Genomic DNA, 23,101 nt, shown 5'->3' on the forward strand with positions numbered 1-23,101 from the left:
GGTCCGCGAGCTCCAGCGCGACCTCGGCCTGTCCATCCTCTTCATCTCCCACGACCTCGCCGTCGTGCGGTACGTCGCCACCCGAGTGGCGGCGACGAGCTCGACCACCGGTTCGGCTCGACGGGTCAGCCCTTGACGGAACCTGCCAGCAGGCCGCGGACGAAGTAGCGCTGCAGTGCGAGGAACACGACCAGCGGCACCAGGATCGAGATGAAGGCGCCCGCCGACAGCACGTGCCAGTCACCGCCACGCGAGCCCGCCAGCTCGGCCACGCGCACCGTGAGCGGGAACGTGTCGGTGCCACCCATCACCAGGGCGACGAGCAGGTCGTTCCACACCCACAGGAACTGGAAGATCGCGAACGCCGCGATCGCGGGAACCAGCAGCGGCAGGATGACCTGGAAGAAGATCTTCACGTGGCCCGCGCCGTCCACCCGAGCGGCCTCGACGAGGGACCTCGGGATGTCCCGCATGAAGTTGTGCAGCAGGAAGATCGCCAGCGGCAGGGCGAACATCGAGTGCGACAGCCAGATGGGCCAGAACGTGCCGTTGATCCCCGTGTCCACGTACGCGCGCAGGAGCGGGATGAGCGTGATCTGGATGGGCACGATCTGCAGTGCGAACACCGCGACGAACAGGATGTCCCGCCCCTTGAAGTCGATCCACGCGAACCCGTAGGCCGCGAGCAGCGCGATGGTGATCGGGATGAACACCGCTGGCAGCGTGATCACGAACGAGTTCACGAAGAAGTCGATCAGGCTGGTCGAGCGGCTGAACAGCGCGGCCTCGTAGTTGCGCAGCGAGAACACGCCCTCGCCTGCGAGAGCGTCGCCGAAGACGGTCCACCAGCCGCTCTGCCGGATGTCGAGCTCTGGCCGGAACGACGTGACCAGCAGGCCGAACGTCGGCACCGTCCAGGCCAGCGCGATCACCACGGCGATCATGCTGGCCCACGGCGAGGTGAGCTTCTTCTTCGCCTTGCGAGCCCGCTCCTGAAGGTCTGACGGCGGACGGACCGCCTTGGGCGCCACGGCCGGCGTGGTGGTACTCATCGGACCTCCTCGGCCAGGCGCATCTGGCGCACGTTGTAGATGATCACCGGAATGACGATGACGAACAGGAGCACAGCGAGTGCGGCGCCCAGGCCAGCGTTGTTCTGCCGGAAGCTCTGCTCGTAGAACTCGTTCGCCACGACCGAGGTGCCGTACCGGCCCGCGGTCATCGTGCGGACGATGTCGAAGACCTTCAGGGTCGTCATCGCGATGGTGGTCAGCACGACGACGAGCGCCGGGCGGATGCTCGGGATCGTGATGCGCCAGAACATGCCGAAGCCGGACAGGCCGTCCAGGCGGGCCGCCTCGACGATGTCGGTCGGGATGGCACGGATCGAGGCCGAGAGCAGCGTCATCGAAAGGCCGGTCTGGATCCAGATGAGCACCACCATGAGCAGGAACGTGTTGGCCGGCCGCTCCAGCAGGAACTGCACGGGCTCGCCGCCCAGCCAGACGACCAGCTGGTTGAGCAACCCTGTCTGCTCCACGCTCGCGGGCTTGAACTCGTAGACGAACCGCCAGATGATGCTCGCGCCGACCATCGAGATGGCCATGGGCAGGAACACGAGCGCCTTCGCGAACTTCTCGAACCGGCTGTGGTCCACGACCACCGCGTAGACCAGGCCGATGAACGTGGCCAGGAGCGGGGCCACCAGCACCCACAGGGCGGTGTTGCCAAGGACGAGCAGGAACGCCGGCTCGCTGAACGCCCTGATGTAGTTGTCGAAACCGATGAACTCGGAACCGTTGCGGTTCTGGAACGAGTTCACGATGGTGCGTGCGGCAGGGTAGAGCAGGCCGGCCACCAGGAGCAGCAGCGCCGGGCCGACAAATCCGCCTGCGATGAACCACTTCGACGGGTTCCGCCGCCGGTCCACCACGAAGAGGATCAGGGCCATCACCACGACGAACAGCGCGATCGCGATGACCATCAGCAACAGCTTGTGTACCGGGTCGTCCCCGGCACTCAGAAACCAGTCCACGGATCCTCCAGATCCTGGTCGTCGGCACCGGTCGTCGTCGTCCGGGCCTGGTCTCGGCCCGAGGGCGACGGAGGCGCGGGACACGAGGTCCCGCGCCTCCGCGCGTCACTCAAGACCGAGAACCGTGTGTCAGTTCTTGGGCCAGGACTCTTCGATCTTGTCCGTGACCTCCTGGCTGCTGGCGTCGGAGGCGAACCACTCGGTGATACCGGCCCAGAAGGACGCCGTGCCCACCTCGGACGGCATCAGGTCGGACGCGTCGAACCGGGCGACCGTCGCCGGGTCGGCCAGGATCTCCGCGGACAGGCGGTCGAAGTCCGTCGCGAGAAGCTCCGGGTCCAGCGCGTTGTTCGCGCTCACCCAGCCGCCGGCCGGTGTCTCCGCCGCCTTGGCGTTGGCCCAGTCCGGGCTCGACAGGTAGGTCTGGAAGGCCTGCACCTCGGGGCGGTCGGTGAACGCGCCGATGAACTCGCCGGCCACCAGGGTCGGCCGCTCGTCAGTGCTCATCGACGGCAGGTAGAAGGCGTAGACGTCGCCGTCGGGCGCTACCTCGGTGCCCTCCGGCCACTGCGTCGCGTAGAAGTTCGCGGCGCGGTGCATCCAGCAGTTGCCGTCGAGGATCGGGTATCCGGCGTCCGTCCATGGAGTCGTCGCGATCGAGTCGACCCCACCGAGGCCGCCGTTGACGTGGTCCGGGTTCTTGAGGATCTCGCCTGCGGTCTCCCACGCCTCGACGATCTGCGGGTCGTTGAACGGGATCTCGTGCTTGTACCACTGGTCGTAGACCTCGGGGCCCGCCGTGCGGAGCACCACGTCCTCGATCCAGTCGGTGCCCGGCCAGCCGGTGGCGTCACCGGACTCCACGCCCGCGCACCATGGCCGGGTCGCGCCTTCGTTGGTCGAGGCGATCTCCTCGGTGAGCGCCATCATGTCGTCCCAGGTCTCCGGGATCTCGTAGCCGGCCTCCTCGAACATGGACGGCGAGTACCAGACGTAGGACTTCACGTTCGAGCCCAGCGGCGCGGCGTAGAACGTGCCGTCGACGGTGCCGTACTCCTTCCATTCCTCGGACCAGAACTCGTCGACGTTGGCCTCGACCTGCTCCGGTGCGGGGAGCACAGCGTCGTACTGCGTCACCAGGGTGTTCAGCAGCCCGGGCTGCGGCAGGATCGCGATGTCCGGCGGGTTGCCAGCCTGGACACGGACGGGGAGCTGCGCCTCCATCTCGCGGGACGCCTCGTACTCGACGGTGACGCCCGTGCACTTCTCGAACGGCTCGTACGACGCCTGCTGGGTCTCCGCCTCCGGCTCGACGATCGTGGTGTAGACGGTGACCGTCTTGCCGTCGAGGTCGCCGAACTCTTCATAGACGCTGCAGTCGAGCGCGGGTGCGGCGGCGTCGCCGCCTCCGTCGTCACCGCTGCCCGCACCATCATCGGTGTCGGCACAGGCCGACAGGATCAGGGCCAGGCTCGCGCCGGCCGCCGCTAGGGCGACCGTGCGGCGCCTGGAAGCCATCCGGATAGTCATCTCGTGCTCCTCCACTGCTTCGTGGGCTCAGAACCCTCTGACGTGCGGGTACGGCCCGGCAGACTGCCAGGTTGCCCTTCCTCAACGCAACCGTGGTTCACGGTGCAATGCAAGCCCATACAGCATCACCTTGCATTACGAAATCGTTGCAATCGACCGTGCGATCCAAGCCGGGTGAAACCCGGGGTCGCCGTCGTGCAACGTGGAACCACGCACCGAACCGCCCGTCGGTGACGGGACGTAGGCTTGTGCCGCCAGATCCCTGGCGCGCCTACGGAAGGACGGACATGATCGAGCTGAGGACGCCGCGCGAGATCGAGGAGATGCGCCCGGCGGGACGCTTCGTCGCGGACGTGCTGCTCGCCGTCCGTGCCGCCGCTGGGGTGGGGGTGAACCTGCTCGAGCTCGACGAGGTCGCGCACAAGATGATCCGCGACCGCGGCGCGGAGTCGTGCTACATCGACTACCACCCGTCGTTCGGCGCCATGCCCTTCGGCAAGACCATCTGCACCTCGGTGAACGACGGCGTCCTGCACGGCCTGCCGTTCGACTACAAGCTCCGGGACGGCGACCTGCTCTCCATCGACTTCGCCGCGTCGGTGAACGGCTGGGTCTCCGACTCCGCGCTGTCGTTCGTGGTGGGCACACCCGCCCCCGCCCGCGCCGAGGCGGACGCGAAGCTGATCCGCACGACCGAGGTCGCCCTCTCCGCCGGCATCGCCGCAGCGCAGCCGGGCAAGAAGATCGGCGACATCTCCGCTGCGATCGCCGAGGTCGCGCACGCCGCCGGCTACTTGATCAACACCGACTTCGGCGGGCACGGCGTGGGGCGCACCATGCACGGCGACCCGCACGTGCCGAACGACGGGCGCGCCGGGCGCGGCTTCCCGCTCAAGCCGGGCCTCGTCATCGCCGTGGAGCCGTGGTTCCTCGAGACCACTGACGAGATCTACACCGACTCCGACGGGTGGACGCTGCGGTCCAAGGACGGTTCCCGCGGGGCGCACTCCGAGCACACGATCGCGATCACCGAGGACGGTCCGCTGATCCTGACGGCGCGCGACTGACCCTCGCCGAAGTAGAACCAGGGCGAAGTAGAACTCTGGCGAAGTAGAACTCCGGCGAGATAGAACCTCAGCGGGATCCGGTGTTCGCCAGAGTTCTACTTCGGGCCGGTTTTACCCTCGGTCCGGTTTTACCTCGGTGACTCAGATCAGGGTCTTCAGCGCCTGGATCACGCCGTGCTGCGTGATGTCCCCGACGGTCTCGTTGGCGATCGCCTTCACCTCGTCGGGCGCGTGCCCCATCGCGACGGCGCGCGCGGCCCAGCTCAGCATCTCGATGTCGTTCAGACCGTCGCCGACGGCGAGCGTGTTGTGCTGCGGGACGCCGAGCGCGGAGCGGACGTTCTCCAGCGACGTCGCCTTGCTCAGGAGCTGCGGTGTCACGTCGATCCAGTCCGCCGCGGCCTGCGTCGCGGTGACGCCGTGCCGGCGGAGCGGCTCCAGCAGGTCCAGCACGCCCGGACCCCGCAGGATCGCACGCGATGCGGGTAGCGCCCCCAGCCCGTCGACGGCCACCACCCGCTGTGCCCCGTTGACCTCGTGGGGCTCGAAGGTCCGGTTCACGCGATAGCCGACACCGATCTCCTCGACGCCGATCTGCACGTCCGGGAAGCGGCTCAGCGCCATCTGGGCCACCGGCCCGACGTCGAACGTCAGGACATCCTCGAGCATGTAGCCGTTGGTGCAGGTGTCGCACAGCCGTGCCGTCACAGCGCCGTTGGAGGCGACGACCCAGCCGTCGGTGATGCCCAGCTCCTTGGCGACCGGCAGGATGCCCGTCAACGACCGACCCGACGCCAGGACCACATGATGCTTCCGGCTGCGCACGAGCTGCACCGCCAGAACCGTCGGCTCGGGCACCCGCTGCCCGGTGACCAACAGGGTCCCGTCGATATCGAGGGCAACCAGATGAGGCGCGTCGTTGCGCACTCGCATGGACACCGGTTGGTCGTCCAGGATCATCACGTACCCCCATGGCACCGTGAGCGCCGTCACCCATCGACGGATCGGGCCCAAATGTACAGGCATTCGCCGGGTGATCCATACCTTTACACGGATAACTTTCACCCGCGGCATCAGCCGCTGGTCATTTTTACCCTCAAAGCAGGGATCTGAGCACTTCCACAACACCGTCGTCTTCGATCGAGCCGGTCACTTCGTCGGCCGCGGACCGCACGGTGTCCGACGCGTGGCCCATGGCCACGCCCCGACCGGCCCAGCGCAGCATGTCTATGTCGTTGCTGCCGTCGCCCACGGCGACGGTGTCCTCGGCCGCTATGCCGAGCTCCTTGCGTACTTCTTCCAGCGCGGACGCCTTGGTCACGCCCTGCGGGGCGATATCCATCCAGGCGGACCAGCCGACGGCGTAGGTCACGTCGTCGAACCCGAGGCGCGCGGCGATCTCATGGAACTCCGCGCTCGTCTCGCCGGGGCTGCGCACCACCACGCGTGTGACGTGGCCTGCCCAGAGTTCCTCGAAGTCGACCACGCGGTGCTCCCCGTTCAGCTCACCGTCGGGGAAGAGCTCGGTCATCCGGAAGCCTACGCCGACGTCCTCGACCGCGTAGCGGGCGTGCGGGAGCTCCTCCTTGAGCATGCGGAGCACCGGTTGCGGGTCGAACGTCTCGACCCGCTCCAGGGTGTAGCCCATGTCCGCCGTCGTATCGAGGCGCGCGGTGACCGCGCCGTTCGACGCGACGATCCAGGACTCCTCGATCTTCAGCTCCGCCGCGATGGGCGTCATGGCGATGAGCGACCTGCCCGAAGCCAGCACGACGTGGTGCCCTGCCGCCCGGACGGCGGCTACGGCATCTCGGGCGGCATCGGAGAGCACTTCGTCATAGGTGACGAGCGTGCCGTCGATGTCGAGGGCTACGAGCTTTCGATCGATGTTGCTGGGCACACCGGCAGCCTACCGACCCGCACGTGAACACCGGACGACCAGTGGCCCGAGATCGCCGGAATGTCAGATGATCCCTTCGGTCGAGAGGCGGATCAGCTGATGGGCTCCAGGGTCTTCAGGCCGCCCAGGTACGGACGCAGGGCCTCCGGGACGTGCACGGAGCCGTCCGGCTGCTGGTGGTTCTCCAGGATGGCTACGATCCAGCGCGTGGTGCCGAGCGTGCCGTTCAGGGTCGCGACGTTCCGGGTGGAGCCGTCCCCGGTACGCTCGCGGATGCCGAGGCGGCGCGCCTGGAACGTGGTGCAGTTCGACGTCGACGTGAGCTCCAGCCAGCGCTCCTGCGTGGGCAGCCACGCCTCGCAGTCGAACTTCCGGGCCGCCGAGGAACCGAGGTCGCCCGCTGCCGTGTCGATGACGCGGTAGGGCAGCTCGACCTTGGCCATCATGGCCTCTTCCCAGCCCAGCAGGCGCTGGTGCTCTGCCTCCGCGTCCTCCGGGGCGCAGTAGCTGAACATCTCGACCTTGTGGAACTGGTGCACCCGGATGATCCCGCGTGTGTCGCGGCCCGCCGAGCCGGCCTCGCGGCGGTAGCAGGCGCTCCAGCCGGCGTAGCGCATGGGCCCGTCGGACAGGTCCACGATCTCGTCGCTGTGGTAGCCGGCGAGGGCCACCTCCGAGGTGCCGACGAGGTACAGGTCGTCCTTCTCCAGACGGTAGATCTCGTCCGCGTGCGCCCCGAGGAAGCCCGTGCCCTGCATGGTCTCCGGCTTGACGAGGGTCGGCGTGATCATGGGCGTGAAGCCCTCCTGCACCGCCTGGTCCATCGCCATGTTCAGCAGCGCGAGCTCCAGGCGCGCGCCGATGCCGGTGAGGAAGTAGAACCGCGCGCCGGAGACCTTCGCCCCGCGCTTGGTGTCGATCGCACGCAGCCCCTCGGCCAGCTCCAGGTGGTCCTTCGGCTCGAAGCCCTCGGCCGCGAAGTCGCGGCGCTCGCCCACCTGCTTGAGCTCGATGAAGTCTTCCTCGCCGCCAGCCGGCGCACCCTCGATCACGTTCGAGATCGAGTACAGGACCCGCTCGAGCTCCTGCTCGGCCTCCGTCGCGGCGGCCTGGTGGCTCTTGACGTCCTGGGCGAGCTGCTTGGTGTGCGCCAGCAGGGCCTGCTTCTCGTCGCCCTGTGCCTGCGCCACCTTCTTGCCAAGGGCCTTCTGCTCCGCGCGCAGACTCTCGAACTCCGCCAAGGAGGAGCGGCGGCGCGCGTCGGCGTCGAGGGCCGCGTCCACCATGTCGGGGTCGTCGCCGCGGGCCACCTGGCTCGCGCGGACGACGTCTGGGTTGTCGCGCAGAAGTCGGAGATCGATCACGGGAGTGAGCCTATCGGCGCTGCCCTGTCGGCGTGGCCCGCAGCGCGACCATCGTGAGGAGCGGCACGGCCGGGATGAGCGCGATCATCGCGATCCGGAGGCCGAAGTCGTTGACCAGGGAGCCCAGGACGGCCATCACCCACATCGCCACGAGGGCCGGTCGCAGGAACTCCCAGCGCTCCTGCGCGCGGTCGAACCACGCAGGACTCAGCCGCAGCCGCCAGGCCGCGGGGCCGAACAGGGCCAGCCCGACCACCACGAGCACCAGCACGGTGACCCACACCGCCGGACCGCCGGTGATCGAGTTCAGTGCGTACAGGGCCTTGCGCAGCACCGTGGAGACCGCCTCGCCGTCGATCACCTGGCCCACGAACCGGCCGAGGTGCGAGCGGGAGTCGGGTGGCCGCAACCAGTCGACGATGCCGACGAGCGCCACCAGCCCGACGCCGGCCGCGCCCACCCCGAGGAACCGCCAGAACGTGAGCCGTAGCCCGGAGGCGGCCGTGCCGACCACCACGAACGCCGGGACGAGGACCAGCCCGCCGCCGAGGTCGGCACCGAGGGTCGGCCACACGTCGACCGCCATCGCGATGACGCCGACGACCGTCACGGCGAGGGTCGCCAGAATCCGGCGTCCGCGGCTCACGAGCAGCTGCGCCAGCGCCGCGGCGAGGACGATCGCCGCCACCGCGTACACCGAGAACGTGGGGTTGCCGAAGCCGTAGAACCGCGCCCCGAACGTCGGTGCCGAGCCGAGGGGCGCTGCCCGGTTGAGGGGCGTGCCGAACAGCGCGTCGAGCGTGAGCGCGACGAACGTGATGCCGGCGATCACCGCGGGTGCCGCCCACAGCGGTCGGCGTGGAGCGAGCAGGCTCAGCCCCGCGACGGCCGCCGTCACGAGCGCCGTGGCACCCACGATCGCGAGCACCGGCAGGTCGAACCGCCACCAGCCCGTCAGGGAGGCGAGGAACCCTCCGGCGGGAAGCGCCGCCAGCGCGGTCGCAGCGACCACGGCGAGTCGGCGCCACCCGTTCGGCACGGCGCTACGACGTAGTGCCCGTCCCTTCGACAGGTCCAGGACGGCGTGCCGGCGCGGCACCCACCAGCAGACCGCCGCGAGCGCGAGGCCCACCCAGAACGGCACGTCCACGAGCCAGATGTATGCGTCGCGGCGCACGTGGTCGCGGGCGGTCATGTCCGCGAGCTCGTCGGCGGTGAGCCAGGCCGATGCGGGACGCAACCCGCCGCGCAGCAGCGGCGTCGCGTCGATGTCGGCGGGCAGCGCCACGTCGGCGGCGTCGAGCACGGCCGCCGGGACGTCCATCAGGCGTGCCACGCCCTCCGTACGGGTCGCCGTGCTGGCCAGGTAGCGCGGCAGCCCCTCGTTGGCCGCGGACGGGCGCGTCATCGCCAGGCCCAGCTCGAGCGGGTGCTCCGGCACGGTCGCGACGTCGATCACCAGCACCGTCGTGTCCGCGGGGGCGGCGTCGAGCACGCGCCACACCGCGAGGTCGACGGCGGAGACGAGGTCGGCGCGGAGCTCCTCGATCTGCTCCTCGCCGTCGGGCTGGTTCTCCAGCGCCGCACGCCGTTCGACGTCCAGCAGCACGGAGCCGGCGTCCACGAACGTGACGGGGCAGTCCCACGCGTCCGAGCCCTCAGCAACCGCCGAGTCGAAGTCGTAGTACCTGCTCACGTTGCCGTCCCGGTCGGCGAGCGCCACCGCGGCCCCTGGGCCGACGGCCGTCGTGCACTCGTCGGCGAGGGCCGCACCGAGCGTGCCGGGGTGCGCCGCGTAGCCGGAACCGCGCTGCAGCTCGATGAACCGCTCCCACTGGTCGACGACGGCGGGCTGGTCACCCTTTGCCGGTGTCACGGAGACGTCGTTGCAGATCCAGTGGTTGTCGGCGTCGCGTTCGTCGGCCACCTCGGCCAGCCGACCCGCCGACAGGCTGAGCCAGCCGCTCTCCGGGCAGCGCGCCGCACGCCCGGTCGGCAGGGTGAGACCCGCGGCGTCGGCGCCGTCGGTCAGGAGGCCGTACAGCGTCGGTGCGGGTGCCGTACCGGTGTCCAGCGACGGCTGGACGTCGGTCCAGCGCAGACCCTGGGTGCCGATCACCACGACGCTGCCGCCCGGCGGCACGACAGGGTCCGCGGTGCTGAGCGAACCGGCCTCCTCGCCCGCCGCGTCGGCACCCGGCGCCGGCAGGACCGCCGCCGCGAACAGGAGGCTGAGCAGCAGCGCCCCCGACAGGGCCAGCACGGCGGACGGCACACCACGCACCGGCGCGGTGATCCGGCCCGCACCGCGGGTCCGCCGCGAGGTTCCCGGGCGGCGCGCGGAGACCTCGTGGGGTCCGGCCCGCCGCCAGCCGCGGGCGTCGAGGAACCGGATGACCAGGTCGGACCGGATCGCGAGCAGCGCGACGACGGCGAACGGCACGAGCAGGTAGAGCCCGCGCAGGCGGTCCCCGAGGAACGGTGCGGCATCGACCCCGGTCGTCACGAGCGCGACGGCGGCGACGACGCCGCCAGCGAGCCACTCCGGACGGGCCGGCCGGCGCGGGGCGGGGCGGCGCGCGCCGTCACCCAGCGCTGCGCCCTCACCAGCGCCGGCCGGCGTGCGACCGCGCACCACGTAGGCCGCGAGGCCGGTCGCGAGCACCAGCCCGGCCAGCGCGTAGAGCAGGAACGCCACGTCCGAGAACCCGTAGAAGCGGTCGGCGGTGGCGAGCGACGAGCCGAGCAGCGACCCCTGCAGCAGCGTGAAACCGGTGACACCGTCGATGGTGAACACCAGCCAGGTGACCCCCGCCGCGGCGACGGTGCTGCGCCACGGGGCCGGGGGAAGCACTCCGGACAGGCCCCGCACCGTGAGTGCCACGAGGACCGTCGCAGCGGTCAGCGACAGGGCCAGGCCGAACTCGGGCGCCGGCCAGACCCACCATCTCGTCAGCGTCGCCAGGATCGCCGCCGCCGGAGCCGAGACTGCGAGGAGCGTCGCGCTCAGCGCGAGCCGCTGGCGGTAGGGGCCGGGCTCCCGGCGCGGCCGCCCCGTACGTCGCGGCAGGACGAGCACCAGCACGGCGATCAGCAGGAACAGGACTATCGCACCGGCGAACGCGGGCACCTGCGCGGGGATCGTGCCGGCCAGCACGTTGATGTACTGCCGGTTCTCGACGGTGCGGGCGACGGTGGTCCGGCGCGGCTCGCCCACCTCGATCGGCATGCCGTCGATCGCGGGCTCCTCGACGGCCGGGCCCGGACCGGGCTCCTCCGCCTCGGGATCGGGGAGGGCACCGCCGGCCTCGGCCGCGGTGGCGGTCAGGTCGGTGAGCTGGACGAACCCGGTGCTGCGCGACGCGTCCGACGTCAGCCAGCGCACGCGCGGCCGGTCGACCACCCAGTCGACGACCACCTGCAGCCCCTGCTGCGTGAGCGGGGTGTCCGCGATGCCCGCCACGAGCACCCGGGTACCGTCCGGCAGGCCGGCCCGCAGGGTGCTCAGGGTGCTGTCGAGCTCGTCGAGCGCGGCGGCCCGCTCCGGGCCCTCGGGCAGGCTGCCGGCGTCGACGACGGTCACGGGGCACTCGGCGAGGACGTCGCTCCAGGCAGGATCGGACCCGGCCGCGTCCGTCGACGCGGAGGTTCCTGTCGCCTGCAGCGCCTCGAGCGAAGGGACGTAGCGCTCGACCGTGCCGTCCTCGCGGGCGAGCATCACGGCGGCGCCGGGTCCGACCGCCGTCGAGCAGGCGTCGGCCTCGGCGAGCATCTCGCCGAGGAGGCCGGGAGCCGGAGCCTCGGCGGGACCGACAGGCTCCTCGCCCTCCTCCGGGTCCTCCTCCTGCTCGGGAAGCTGGGCCCAGCCCTCGACCGTCGCGGCGGTCGGCGCGTCGCCCGCCGTCCCGACTGCCCGGGGCACCGGGGTGCACGACGTCGCCCCGCGCGCCTCGGGCGGCTGGCCGTCCCGCTCCTTCGGGGCGGGCGCGTCCGCGCGCTCCGCGCTCCCCGCCGAGACCGTCCGGGTACCGGCGGAGAGAGTCAGCCACGCGTCCAGCGGGCAGGTCGCCGGTGCAGCGGTGCGGACGTTGATCGAGGCGACCGAGCCGCCACCGATCATGTGCCACAGGTTCGGGGTGGTGCTGCGGGACACGTCCGTCCAGCGCAGACCGGCCACGCCGACCACCACCACGGGGGCGGCCGGTTCCGCGGCCGAGTCCGACCCGGCTGCGGGCCGGCCCCCGGGGGCCGGCTCGGACCCCGCGGCGAGCTGGGCCCGCGGCGCCGCCGAGGCGACCGCCGGACCCAGCAGGCCGAGCAGCGCCGCCACCACCATGACCAGGACTGCGGGCACGGCCATGGCTCGTGTGGAACGGGGATTCACCCGCCTAGGGTAGATGGCCCGGGCAGTCACGGTGCGCGGACCAGCAGGGCGCCGGGCTGGACATGGACGTCGATCTCGACGGCCCGCCCGAGGGGGTCACCGTCCACCTGGACCTCCTCACCAGCCGGTACCCGGATACGCGCCCGCTTGGCCTTGGTGTGGTCGATCCGGCCGAGCTTCTCCGGCAGGTCGTTGCGCACACCCACACCTTGCATGGCGATCTCGAACGTCAGCTGGGCCCAGCCGAGCACCCCGCCGCGGACGTCGACGGCTGCCACGTCGAGCACGCCGTCGTCGAGCACGGCGTCGGGCAGGAGGGTCACGCCACCCGGGAGTATCCCGACGTTGCCGACCATGATCGAGCGGGCGCGGGCCTCCACCGGCGGGCTGTCGTCGAGCTGGAGATGGGCCCGCATCCGCCGGGCCTGCAGGTGCGACAGCCCTGCCACGAAGTAGGCGATCCAGCCCACCCGCTTCTTCAGGTCGGCGTCGGTGGTGGCGACCATTGCCGCGTCGAAGCCGAGGCCCGCGATCACCAGGAAGATGTGCTCCCGCTCGGTGTCGGGCTCGTGGTCGGGCTGGTTGGGGTGGTCCCCGTTGCGCGGTGTGTCGGCGAACTCGGCCACCCGCAGCCAGCCGACGTCGATGGCGCGCGTGCGCCCGTGCAGGATCACGTCGAGGGCGCCGTCCACGCTGGTCAGCGGCAGCTCGAGGTTCCGGGCCAGGAGGTTTCCCGTGCCGACGGGCAGCACGCCCATCGGCGTGTCCACGCCGACCATGGCCTCGGCGACCGCCCGCACCGTTCCGTCGCCGCCCGCCGCGATGACGACGTCGGCGCCGTCGGCCAGCGCCCGCAGAGCCGGGCCCTTGCCCGGGTCGTCCACGGTGGTCTCGTACCAGAGCGGTTCCGGGAGACCGTGGGCGCTGCAGTGGGCGCGGACCTGGACCAGCAGACCCGCGGCACCCTGCTTGGACGGGTTCACGACCACCGCGAGCTGCGGCGCGGCCTCCGCGCTCTGCGGCGCCGCCCGACGGTGGTCCCGGCGCCGCATCCGCGCCTGCTGCGTCCAGGCCGCGGTGGCGACCGCCAGTGCCAGCAGAGCGACCGCGATCGCGGCAATCCCGAGCCAGACCTGCCACCCCATGGGATCAGGGTACGGGGCAGGCGTGCGGGTACCCGCTCATCAGCTACGGACGTTCGAGCCCGCGTGCCGCACCGCGTCGACCGCGCCGCGCATCTTGCGCGCGTTCACGGCCAGGAGCACGTCCCGATACTGGGCCGCACGGTGGATCTGGCCCTTGATGTCGTTCGACGAGGCACGGTGCTTGAGGTCGCACGGCACCTCGACGGCGACGTACCCCTTGCGCAGCAGGTCGATGGTCATGCCGGTCTCGACGCCCCAGCCACGCGCGAGCGGGGTGGCCGCCTCGAAGGCCTCGCGAGTGAGGCAGCGCATGCCGGACAACGGCTGGGACGGGCTCCAGCCCGTCATCGCCTCGATCGCCCGGCGGGCCGCGCCCACCACGATGCCGCGCCCGCCCGCGCCGGCCTGCTTGGGCAGCAGGGCGATCGCGAGATCGGCCACGCCCTCTCGGACGGGGCGCACGAGCGGAGCGGTGTTCACGGCGGTGTCGCCGAGGTCGCCGTCGATGAACATGAGGAGGCGCGGGGGGCGGCCGTCGGCGTCGCGCATCGCCACCACTGCCGCGCCCGTCTCCATCGCCGCGGCCTTGCCGCGGTTGTGCGAATGGCGCACTACGACGGCACCGGCGGCACGCGCGACATGCTGCGTGTCGTCCTCGGAGCCGTCGTCGACCACGAGCACGAGGTCGACATGGGGGATCGCACGCGCAGAGCGCACGGTGGCGGCAATGCGCTCGGCCTCGTCCTTCGCCGGGATGATCGCCGCAACCCGTTGGACGTTCTTACCTGCCTGAGCATTGCCGGGACGCGTGGTCTTCGCGACCGGGAGAGCGTTCACACCTGTCCTGCCTGAAGCGTCGATTTGCCTTGGTGGGTGGCCGGATAGTCCTTTGCTTGGTGAGTGCAAAGGTTTACCCCTGGAATCCTACTCCCTTGGTCCGCTAGTTGCCGAAACCTGGACCACACGTGGCGATCCTCGGTGACTGCCGACGCGTTCCGGGCCGCTCGCGCGCGCCCGGCCGGGGTGTCCGGACTAGCGCAGGGTGACCTGCCGAGAGACGATACCTGCTCTTGCGCGTCGCTCGTTCGCATCAAGCGGCTCCTTGATGGCAAGTGCTTTCGTGAGCTTCTCGCCGAGCTCCGTCGCCGGGCCCTCCAGATCTGCCGCCTCCGTACCCGTCGGCAGCTCCCAGACCGGCACGACCAGCCCGGACGCACGAAACGCTCCCACGAACTTCCCACCCGCGAGCCCTGACTCGCGCTTTGCGTGCAGGCGAGAGAGGGCGTCGATGAGGTCGTCCTCCGGCTCGGGACGTGCCCAGCGGAGGAACTCGCGCGTCATGCTGCACCAGTACGCCGACTCGACGGAGGACACCTTGACGGTCGGGATCGCGCCGTCGGCGGCGTCCTCGAGGCTCTCCTTGAGCTCCGGCGTGACGTCGGAGCTCGGGTCGAGCCAGAAGTCGAATGTCTCGTGCACCGTGGCCTCGAACGGGACGCTCAGGTCGAGCACGTCCTGCAGGCGCGGACCCGCGCCCGGCAGCTCGCCCGGCTCGACGGCGGTGCCCGGCTCGACCTCCAGCGCCTCGAGCAGCGCGGCGGCGAGGTCACGGCTCACGTCACCCGATCCGAGGATGCCCTGCACGGCGAGCAGGATCGTGCCGTCGGCACGGTGCAGCGCCGTCCAGGCGCCCGGCAGCAGCGTCACGACGGTGACGTCGCGGGAGCCGTACTCGGCGGTCGTACGGGCCGTCGCGGTCGCTGACGGGACGATCTCGCGCATCGCGACCCAGTCGGTCTCTCCAGGGAGACCTTCGAAGGGCCGCAGCACGAAGTCGGAGGAGGGATTCTTGGCCATGCGGCGAGTGTATCCGCGTGCATGGGCTCAGATCTGTCCGGCCGGTGATGTTTTGGGAAGTGGTCCGTCGCCGTCTCCGTCACACGTCGACGGTGGGCCGGGCCGGACCGATGATGGAGCGGTGGAACCCTGGCTCGCCGCCCACCTGCCCGTGCTCGACCTCGCGCTCGACGCGGTGCGAGCGGTCCAGCGCGCAGCGGCGCGGGCCGGACGAGGGGCGGAGGAGGCCGACGAGCCTGCGCCGCCCGACCTCGCCCGGCTCGCCGCGGCGCTCGCCTCTGACCGGGTCTTCGCGCTCGACGGACGGGCCATGGCCGGGTTCGCCCCGCTCTCGGGCTTCTTCGCCACCGCCGACGGCTGGGTCCGCACCCACGCGAACTACCCGCACCACCGGTCGCGCCTGACGGCCCTCGTCGACCTGCCCGACGACGTCGGCAGGCCCGCCTTCGCCCAGCGCCTCACGGAGCTGTCGGGGCAGGAGCTCGAGGACCGCGCGGCCGGCCCGGTGGGCTCAGGGCGGCACGCCGGTGCGATCGTGGTGCGCGTACGGACGGAGCAGGAGTGGCGCGCCTCGGAGCCGGGGCGCGCGTCGTCGTCGGGCCCCCTGGTGCGCACGGGGCGACGGTCCGATCCTTCGACAGGCTCAGGACGGCGCCCTCCGACGGGCACGTCGCCGGGCGGGGCCTCGCCCCTGGCCGGCGTCCGCGTGCTCGACCTCACGCGAGTGATCGCCGGCCCCGTGGCCACGCGCACGCTCGCGCTGCTCGGGGCCGACGTGCTCCGCGTCGACCCGCCGGATCCCGCGGAGATCGAGTGGCAGCACCTCGACACGGGACAGGGCAAGCGCAGCACCGTCCTTGACCTACGGGACCCGCACGGCCGCCGTACCGCGCAGGACCTGCTGAACACGGCCGACGTGCTGGTCACCGGCTACCGGCCCGGCGCGATCGAGTCTCTCGGCCTCCGGGTGCCCAGCGGCGTGGTGACCGGAAGGGTGTCCGCATGGGGCGACACCGGGCCGTGGGCCGGCCGACGGGGGTTCGACTCGATAGTGCAGGCGGCCAGCGGCATCGCGCTGCTGGAGGGCCGGGACGGGGCGCCCGGTGCGCTCCCCGCCCAGGCCCTCGATCACGCCTCCGGGTATCTGCTCGCCGCCGGGATCGTGGATGCGCTCACCCTCCGGGACGACGGGCCGGGCCGCGACGTGTCGGTGTCGCTCGCGCGTACCGCCGCCTGGCTGCTGGACCTGCCGGGACGCGACCCGCTGCATCCGGCCGCCGCGGTGCCACGCCGTGCTGAGCCTGCCGACGCACGACGCGCCGAGCCCGCGGAGGGACTCGCGACCGAGACCGTGACCCACGGGCGGGTCACCACCGCGCGACCGGCCCTCCCGGGGTACGACGACTACGCACACCCGGCACACCGGTGGGGCCAGGACTCTCCGGCCTGGCGCACCACGCCGTCGAGGTAGAGCCCGGCCGGACGGAGAGGGTCAGGCGCGCACGCGGCTGCGGCGGGCGACCAGGAGCGAACCCGCACCGCCGATCACCAGCGCGCCGGCCGCGGCCGTGAGGGCGGCAGCCTCCGCACCGGTCGTGGCGAGCCGGACCGGGGCGTCGAGGGTGGCCTCGGTGAGCGGGGAGGCGTCCTGCTCGACCACCGCTGCCCCGTCGACCGGGACGTAGGCAGTGAACTCGGCCCCGGCGGTGTCGGCCGCCGTCGGCCTGCCCTGCCACTGCTGCCCCGGTGCCTGCACGGCCACCTGCGGCTCGGACGTAGCGGCCACGACAGGTGTCCCGGCCTCCTCGGGTGCGGCAGTCTCCGCGACCGCCGGCGCTGCCTCCTCGGCCGGGGCGGCCTTCTCCGGGGCCGCGGCGACCGGCTGCTCGGCGGTCTCGACGGGCTCCTGCTTCGGGGCGGGCGCGCCGGCTTCGTTCACGTACTCCCGCACGGCCTCGCGTACCTGCTCACGGTCGTCCTCGTCCCAGCCGGAGCGAGCCTGGCTCTCGTCACGGTCGCAGTCGGCCTGCTGGGACCCGTACCGCGGCATGTCGTAGTTCGGCTCGCTGTAGCTGGCCGGCTCGTACGAGCGCGGGGCGACAGAGGAGTCGTGGGCGCCGTCGTACCCGCGGTCCCGGTCGTGACCGTCGTAGCCCTGGTAGCCGCCGTAGCCCTGGTGACCGTCATCGCCGCCGCCACCGTGGGCCATCGCGGGGCCGGCGACCGCTGTCGCCGCGGTGGCGAGCGCGATCGTCGCCACGACGCGCGAGGCCGTGGACGTGGCGACGGACGAAGGCTTGACGGCGGCGTGCTTCATGGGAGCTGCTCCAGCTGGTCGGCTACAACGGCCCGGAACCCGGGGGACGCGACGACGCTACCGGATCACGAATAGCAGTAAAAGGGGTAGACCGGAGAAAACCGATCGGATGGTAACGATTGCATAACAACAGGCAAGAGAATGGAACCTTCTCATAGCGCCGTAAAACGTAAACAAGGTGGAGCGCCAATGGCGCTCCACCTTGCTACGTCAAGGAAGAGGCTGGGGTCCTCTCGGAGTTCGGGTCAGGAAAGGCCGCTCAGCAGCCCACCGGTGACGCCGCTGACGGCACCGCCGGTCACGCCGTCCACTGCGCCCGTGACGCCGCCGACGGTGTCCTTCACCGCGCCGCCGGCGACACCCTTGACGGTGCTGTCGACGGTGTCCACGACAGGCTTGGCGACGCCGTCCACGACGACGTCCTTCACGACGGGCTTCGCGACGCCGTCCACTACGACGTCCTTGACCAGCGGCTTCGCGACGCTGTCCACGACGGTGTCCTTGACGACCGGCTTCACCACGTTGTCGACCACGTTGTCCTTGACGACACCCTGGACGACACCGCCGAGGACGACGTCCCCGACGACAGGCTGGGCCACGCCGTTCACGACGCTCGGCACGACGTCGCCGGTCACGGTGCCGACGGCACCCGGCACGGTGGAACCCGCCACGTGGCCGACGGCCGAGCTGGCGCCCGGCACGACGTTGCCCCGCACGGAGCCGACGGCGCCCGGAACGATCTCCGTGACGGCCGGCTTGACGACGCCGTCGACGGCGACGTCGCCCACGACGGTCTCGACGGCGCCCGCGGCGGGCGTGGTGACCTTGGCCACGACACCCGGCACGCCCGCGACAACGCCGGGCACCTGCGACACGACGCTGTTGACGAGGCTGCCCACGCCGCCGAGCACGCCCGGCAGGGTGGCGGCCAGGCCGGCGGCCGGGCCGGTCACGCCGCCCACGACGTTCGGCACGTTGCGGATCACGTCGGCCACGGTGGCGGGCACGTTCTCGACCGCACCGGACGCGACGCCGGTGACGGTGCCGGACGCGTTCTCGACCACGCCGCCGGTCACACCGGAGGCGACGCCGGTCGCGGTGCCGACGACGTTGCCGCCGAGCACGTTGGCGAGCGCCGAGTGGGCGGTACCGGTCACGCCGGAGACGGCCGAACCGTTGGTCACGCCACGCACCACGCTCGAGACGGCCTGGGGCGTCGCGCCCTGGACGGCACCCGACACGTACTGGGCCGGCTCGTAGTTCGGCGCGAGGGCCGTGGTGGGGGCGATCGAGGCGGGCAGCTTCTTGGCCACCGCGTCGGCCGCGGGGACGGTGTCGGTCAGCTCGCCGAGGTCGATCGACGTCGAGGAGAGGGCGGGGAGGCCTGACTTGAGGCCCTCGGCCGTCGCGCCGACGTCACCGAGGGAGTCCAGCGGCGAGGCGTCTGCCGCCATGGCCGGGGCGGCCATGCTCGTGGCCGCGGTTGCGATGGCGACGGTCGCGATGGTCCGCGCGCCCGCCGATGCGGTCTTCTTCTTGTGTGCTGCGTGCTTCAAAAGGTGCTCCAGCATCTCGTTGCGCATATGCGCGTTCGGTCCTTGAGCCCCCGAACCTAGCCCTCACCACCGGGTGAATAAAATCACCCTTGTTACGATCGTGTAACAAAGACCGAATTGGCCTCGGAAAGCCAGTCCGTCCGGCTTTGTTCCGCCAGTTCTCGCCAGCAGCGTTATCGGCGGCCGGGCCGGCCTGCGTCTCGCTGGGCGGACGCCTGCATCGTCAAGGCCTCTGCGCCGTGGACGAGTGCGGCCTCGGCGGCCTTCGCCTCGGCCGTGGCCTTCGCCCGGACCGCGACGATCTTGTCGTGCAGCTCGGCGTGCACCCGCTTGCGCACCTCGCGCGCGATGACGTCGGCGTCAGCCTCCCCCGGGGCGTGCTCGCCCCGTGCGGCCAGCTCCGCGGTGAGCCGGTCGACGGCGTCGGCGACCTCCGCGACCACCCGGACCTCCGCCTCGTCGAGGAGGGCGACCACTGCGGCGTCGGCCTCCCGGCCCAGCCGGGTCTCCTCGAAACGCCGGGAGGCGCGGTCCACGATCCCCTGTGCCTGCGCGACGACGTCGTGGGCCACGGCGGGTGCGTGCGCCTTCAGGGTGGCGAGGTCGAAGAGCAGCACACCCTCCACGTCGGCCACGCCGGGGTCGACGTCGCGGTGCAGCGCGAGGTCGAGGATCACGAGCGGCCGGGGCTCCGGCTCGTCGCCCGCCCGGTCCGCCGCGCGCTCCCGCGCCCGGACCAGCGCCGCGGCGTCCAGGACGTGACCGAGGCTCGCCTCGGGGCCGTCCTCGCTCGTCAGGCCGCGGAGGTGGGTCTCGACGGGCGAATCCTGAGCCTGCGGAACGTCGGCCGCCGTGGGCCCGGCCGGCGCACGACCGCGCGCGCCGCTGCAGCTGACCACCAGGTCGGCGTCGGCCAGCGCTTCGACGAGCGAGTCCACCGGCTGCACGCCGTGCGACTCGGCGAACACCCCGGCACGGCCGGACTGCGAGTAGACGCGGATGTCGTCGCAGCCGCGGGCCCGGAGGGCGGCGACGGACGCACCCGCGTAGGAGCCCGTGCCGATGAGCACGGCCCGCGTGCCGTCCCACGGCGGCACCTCGCGCTCGGCGAGGTCCAGGGCGAGCGCGACGACCGACCGGCCCGCGGCACCGAGCTCCGTGTCCGTGCCGACCCGCTTGGAGGTGCGCGACGCCGTCTGGAAGAGCAGCTCGAGCGTCTTGGACGTGGTCTCCTGCTCACGGGCGACGACGAGCGAGCGCTTCACCTGGCCGGCGATCTCCCGCTCGCCCACGACCATGGCGTCGAGGCCCGACGCCACCGCGAACAGGTGCTCGGTGACCTCCGGCCCGGTGCGGACGGTGAAGCTCCGGGCCGCGACCTCGCCGGTGACGCCGGACGCGTGGGCCACCAGCTCGGCCACGTGCCGCGTCGCGTGCCGGACGCTGTCGCCGCTGAGCGGGGCGTCCACGTCGAGATAGAGCTCGAAGCGGTTGCACGTGGAGATCACGACGGCACCCGCGACCGGGCCGCACGTACCGACGACGACGCGACCCACTGACGACGAGCCCGTGGACAGGCGTTCCAGCGCGTCGAGGTCGAGCTCGCGGTGGCTGGCGGTGAGGGAGAGGAGAACCACAGTGCTCCAACTTTATGCACCCCGGCCCGGCAAGGCAGAATCGGGAAGCGTGAAGTCCACCACGATCGCCCCTACCCATCCGCTCGCCGACGGGCGGACCTCTGCCGCACCCCTGGTGCAGGCCCTCCGGGGTGACCGGCCTGGTCGCACGCCCGTCTGGTTCATGCGCCAGGCCGGCCGCTCCCTGCCCGAGTACCGCGAGGTGCGCCAGGGGACCGACATGCTCGAGGCCTGCCTGCGGCCCGAGCTTGCGTCGGAGATCACACTGCAGCCCGTGCGCCGGCACGGGGTCGACGCGGCGGTCTTCTTCTCCGACATCGTGGTGCCGCTCAAGCTCGCCGGGGTCGGCGTCGACATCGAGCCGGGCGTCGGCCCGGTCATGGACCAGCCCTACCGCACCGCCGACGACGTCGCGGGGCTCGTGTCCCGCGCGCTCGACCCGGCTGCCCTCGACCCGATCCGGGAAGCCGTGGCGCTGACCGTCGCCGAGCTGGGCACGACGCCGCTGCTGGGCTTCGGCGGTGCGCCGTTCACGCTCGCCGCGTACCTGGTCGAGGGCCGGCCGTCGCGCGACCACCTGGCCGCCCGCACGCTGATGCACGCCGACCCCGCGACGTGGGACGCGCTGGTGACGTGGACCGCCGACCTCACCGGGGCGTTCCTCCGGGCGCAGGTCGAGGCGGGAGCGAGCGCCGTGCAGCTGTTCGACTCCTGGGCCGGGTCGCTCTCGCTCGCGGACTACACCGCCCGCGTCGCCCCGGCGTCGACCCGGGCGCTGGCCTACGTCGCGGACACCGGCGTGCCCGGCATCCACTTCGGTACCGGCACCGAGCACCTGCTGCCCGCCATGCGGTCCGTGCTGGTCTCGGCCGGGATCACCGACCACGCCGTCGGCGTCGACTACCGGACGCCGCTCGACGAGGCCGCTGCCCTGCTGCCAGGGGTCCCCCTGCAGGGGAACATCGACCCGGCCCTGCTGGGCGCGCCCTGGGAGGTCCTGGAGGCGCACGTGCGGGACGTGGTCGCCCGGGGGCGCAAGGCCGAGGCGCACGTGGTCAACCTCGGCCACGGCGTTCCGCCCGACACGGACCCGACCGTCCTGACCCGCGTGGTCGAGCTGGTGCACTCGCTGTGACCCGGTCGCTGACCGGGACGGCGACGGCCGCGGCGGCCGTCGTCGTCGCCGCCGCCGCCGACCATGTACCTGCTGCCAGGATCGGGTCCCGACCGGCAGCAGGTACATGGTCAGCTCGGTGACCACGCAGAGCTCGGTGACCAAGCGGAGCGAGGCGGCCGACGCCGTCGTCGTCGGGGCCGGGATCGGCGGACTGGTCGCCGCGCACACGCTCGCGGCGCGCGGGCTGCGCGTGGTGGTGCTCGAGGCTTCGGAGCGGGCCGGCGGGCCGGTCCGGGGCGGGTCGTTCGCGTCTCTGCCCGACGTTCCGCTGGACCTGGGGGCCGAGTCGTTCGCGGTGCGGGGTGGCGCGGTCGAACGGCTGTCGGAGGAGCTCGGGCTGCCGGTCGAGGCACCCGCGGGGCTCCCGGCCTGGGGTTACGCCGCCGGGCGAGCCTTCCCGTTGCCTGCCGCCGGCGTCCTGGGTATCCCTTCGCGTCCGTGGGCAGCGGACGTGCGGCGCGCGATCGGCTGGCCGGGCGTGCTGCGCGGCGCGCTGGACCGCGCGCTGCCGGCCCGGTTCGTCGACACGACCGATCTCGGGACGTTCGCGCGGTCGCGGCTCGGGTCCCGGGTCGCGGACCGGCTGGTGACCCCGGTCGCGGCGGGGGTGCACTCCGCTCCGCTCGACCGGCTCGACGTCGCCGCTGTCGCACCAGGGCTGCTGGACGCCTACTCGCGGACCGGGTCCCTCTCGAGGGCCGTGGCAGCGCTGCGCGCGGCGGCTCCCCCTGGCTCCGCGGTCCGCGGGATCGACGGCGGGATCCACTCGCTGGTGGACGCCTTGGCCGAGCGGCTGGACGTGCGGTTCGGCGCGCGGGCGGTCGGCGTCGAGCGGGCGGTCGGCGGCGCGCGGGCGGTCGGCGTCGAGCGGGTGACCGGCGGCGAACGGGCGACCGAAGAGGCCAAGGGCGGCCGCGCCGACTGGCTGGTGAGGGTCGAGGGCGGTCCGATGCTGCGAGCGCCCCGCCTGGTGCTGGCGACTCGTGCCGAGCTACCCGTCAACGGTGCCGAGATCGGTCGGTTGCTTCGAGATCGGTCCATCGATGGACCGGAGTAGTGGGAACCGACCGCAGTCGAAGCGGGCGCGCCGCCGGCCCCCCAGGCCCGCGCCCGCAACCGGCAGGGGACGCGG

General features: G+C 72.0%; 17 protein-coding genes. 4 read left to right on the plus strand and 13 right to left on the minus strand.

Annotated features, from left to right (window positions below; genetic code table 11):
* Positions 1-125 precede the first annotated feature (125 nt).
* From AB0F40_RS23870 to AB0F40_RS23880, 3 genes are all read right to left on the minus strand, one after another.
* Entirely contained in the window at positions 126-1,052 is a 927-nt protein-coding gene (locus tag AB0F40_RS23870; RefSeq protein WP_357473652.1) for a carbohydrate ABC transporter permease, read from the minus strand.
* Positions 1,049-1,984 (minus strand): sugar ABC transporter permease, encoded by a 936-nt coding sequence (locus AB0F40_RS23875; RefSeq protein ID WP_357473695.1) that lies wholly within the window; start codon positions 1,982-1,984, stop codon positions 1,049-1,051. Before AB0F40_RS23875 ends, AB0F40_RS23870 begins: the two co-directional genes overlap by 4 nt.
* 180 nt (positions 1,985-2,164) lie before the next feature.
* Positions 2,165-3,565, minus strand: a complete 1,401-nt coding sequence (locus tag AB0F40_RS23880; protein ID WP_357473655.1) for an ABC transporter substrate-binding protein — start codon at positions 3,563-3,565, stop codon at positions 2,165-2,167.
* Positions 3,566-3,852: 287 nt separating this feature from the next.
* Between AB0F40_RS23880 and map the strand changes: the two genes are divergently transcribed.
* Complete coding sequence (gene map, locus AB0F40_RS23885) at positions 3,853-4,632, plus strand: type I methionyl aminopeptidase (protein WP_357473658.1); 780 nt, start codon at positions 3,853-3,855, stop codon at positions 4,630-4,632.
* 141 nt (positions 4,633-4,773) lie between these two features.
* Here the strand turns inward: map and AB0F40_RS23890 are convergent, their stop codons facing one another.
* The 7 genes from AB0F40_RS23890 to AB0F40_RS23920 form a co-directional block, all read right to left on the minus strand.
* Positions 4,774-5,625, minus strand: coding sequence for an HAD family hydrolase (locus AB0F40_RS23890; protein WP_357473661.1), 852 nt, complete (start codon positions 5,623-5,625; stop codon positions 4,774-4,776).
* Between the two features lie 103 nt (positions 5,626-5,728).
* A complete protein-coding gene (locus AB0F40_RS23895; RefSeq protein WP_357473663.1) occupies positions 5,729-6,532 on the minus strand; it encodes an HAD-IIB family hydrolase in 804 nt (267 codons plus the stop codon).
* A gap of 92 nt (positions 6,533-6,624) precedes the next feature.
* Positions 6,625-7,896 (minus strand): serine--tRNA ligase, encoded by a 1,272-nt coding sequence (gene serS / locus AB0F40_RS23900; RefSeq protein ID WP_357473666.1) that lies wholly within the window; start codon positions 7,894-7,896, stop codon positions 6,625-6,627.
* Between the two features lie 10 nt (positions 7,897-7,906).
* Positions 7,907-12,280, minus strand: coding sequence for a hypothetical protein (locus AB0F40_RS23905; protein ID WP_357473669.1), 4,374 nt, complete (start codon positions 12,278-12,280; stop codon positions 7,907-7,909).
* A 26-nt stretch (positions 12,281-12,306) separates the two neighbouring features.
* Positions 12,307-13,425 (minus strand): diacylglycerol kinase family protein, encoded by a 1,119-nt coding sequence (locus AB0F40_RS23910; RefSeq protein ID WP_357473671.1) that lies wholly within the window; start codon positions 13,423-13,425, stop codon positions 12,307-12,309.
* Positions 13,426-13,464: 39 nt separating this feature from the next.
* Positions 13,465-14,184, minus strand: coding sequence for a glycosyltransferase (locus AB0F40_RS23915; protein ID WP_357473697.1), 720 nt, complete (start codon positions 14,182-14,184; stop codon positions 13,465-13,467).
* Between the two features lie 273 nt (positions 14,185-14,457).
* Positions 14,458-15,282, minus strand: coding sequence for a DUF5926 family protein (locus tag AB0F40_RS23920; RefSeq protein ID WP_357473674.1), 825 nt, complete (start codon positions 15,280-15,282; stop codon positions 14,458-14,460).
* Between the two features lie 121 nt (positions 15,283-15,403).
* Between AB0F40_RS23920 and AB0F40_RS23925 the strand changes: the two genes are divergently transcribed.
* Positions 15,404-16,753, plus strand: a complete 1,350-nt coding sequence (locus AB0F40_RS23925) for a CoA transferase (protein ID WP_357473677.1) — start codon at positions 15,404-15,406, stop codon at positions 16,751-16,753.
* 21 nt (positions 16,754-16,774) lie between these two features.
* Here the strand turns inward: AB0F40_RS23925 and AB0F40_RS23930 are convergent, their stop codons facing one another.
* From AB0F40_RS23930 to AB0F40_RS23940, 3 genes are all read right to left on the minus strand, one after another.
* Positions 16,775-17,599, minus strand: coding sequence for a hypothetical protein (locus tag AB0F40_RS23930; protein WP_357473680.1), 825 nt, complete (start codon positions 17,597-17,599; stop codon positions 16,775-16,777).
* Positions 17,600-17,844: 245 nt separating this feature from the next.
* Positions 17,845-19,182: a hypothetical protein gene (locus tag AB0F40_RS23935; protein ID WP_357473683.1), complete on the minus strand. Its 1,338-nt coding sequence runs from the start codon at positions 19,180-19,182 to the stop codon at positions 17,845-17,847.
* A gap of 146 nt (positions 19,183-19,328) precedes the next feature.
* Positions 19,329-20,792 carry a glutamyl-tRNA reductase gene (locus AB0F40_RS23940; RefSeq protein ID WP_357473686.1) on the minus strand — a complete coding sequence of 488 codons (1,464 nt, stop codon included), beginning with the start codon at positions 20,790-20,792 and terminating at the stop codon, positions 19,329-19,331.
* Between the two features lie 49 nt (positions 20,793-20,841).
* Between AB0F40_RS23940 and hemE the strand changes: the two genes are divergently transcribed.
* Together hemE and AB0F40_RS23950 are read left to right on the plus strand one after the other, a co-directional pair.
* Positions 20,842-21,927: a uroporphyrinogen decarboxylase gene (hemE, locus tag AB0F40_RS23945; RefSeq protein ID WP_357473689.1), complete on the plus strand. Its 1,086-nt coding sequence runs from the start codon at positions 20,842-20,844 to the stop codon at positions 21,925-21,927.
* Positions 21,928-22,045: 118 nt separating this feature from the next.
* A complete protein-coding gene (locus tag AB0F40_RS23950) occupies positions 22,046-23,026 on the plus strand; it encodes an FAD-dependent oxidoreductase (protein WP_357473692.1) in 981 nt (326 codons plus the stop codon).
* Positions 23,027-23,101: the final 75 nt, after the last annotated feature.

It is taken from the genome of Promicromonospora sp. NPDC023987 (genome assembly GCF_040639055.1).
Lineage (GTDB): Bacteria > Actinomycetota > Actinomycetes > Actinomycetales > Cellulomonadaceae > Promicromonospora.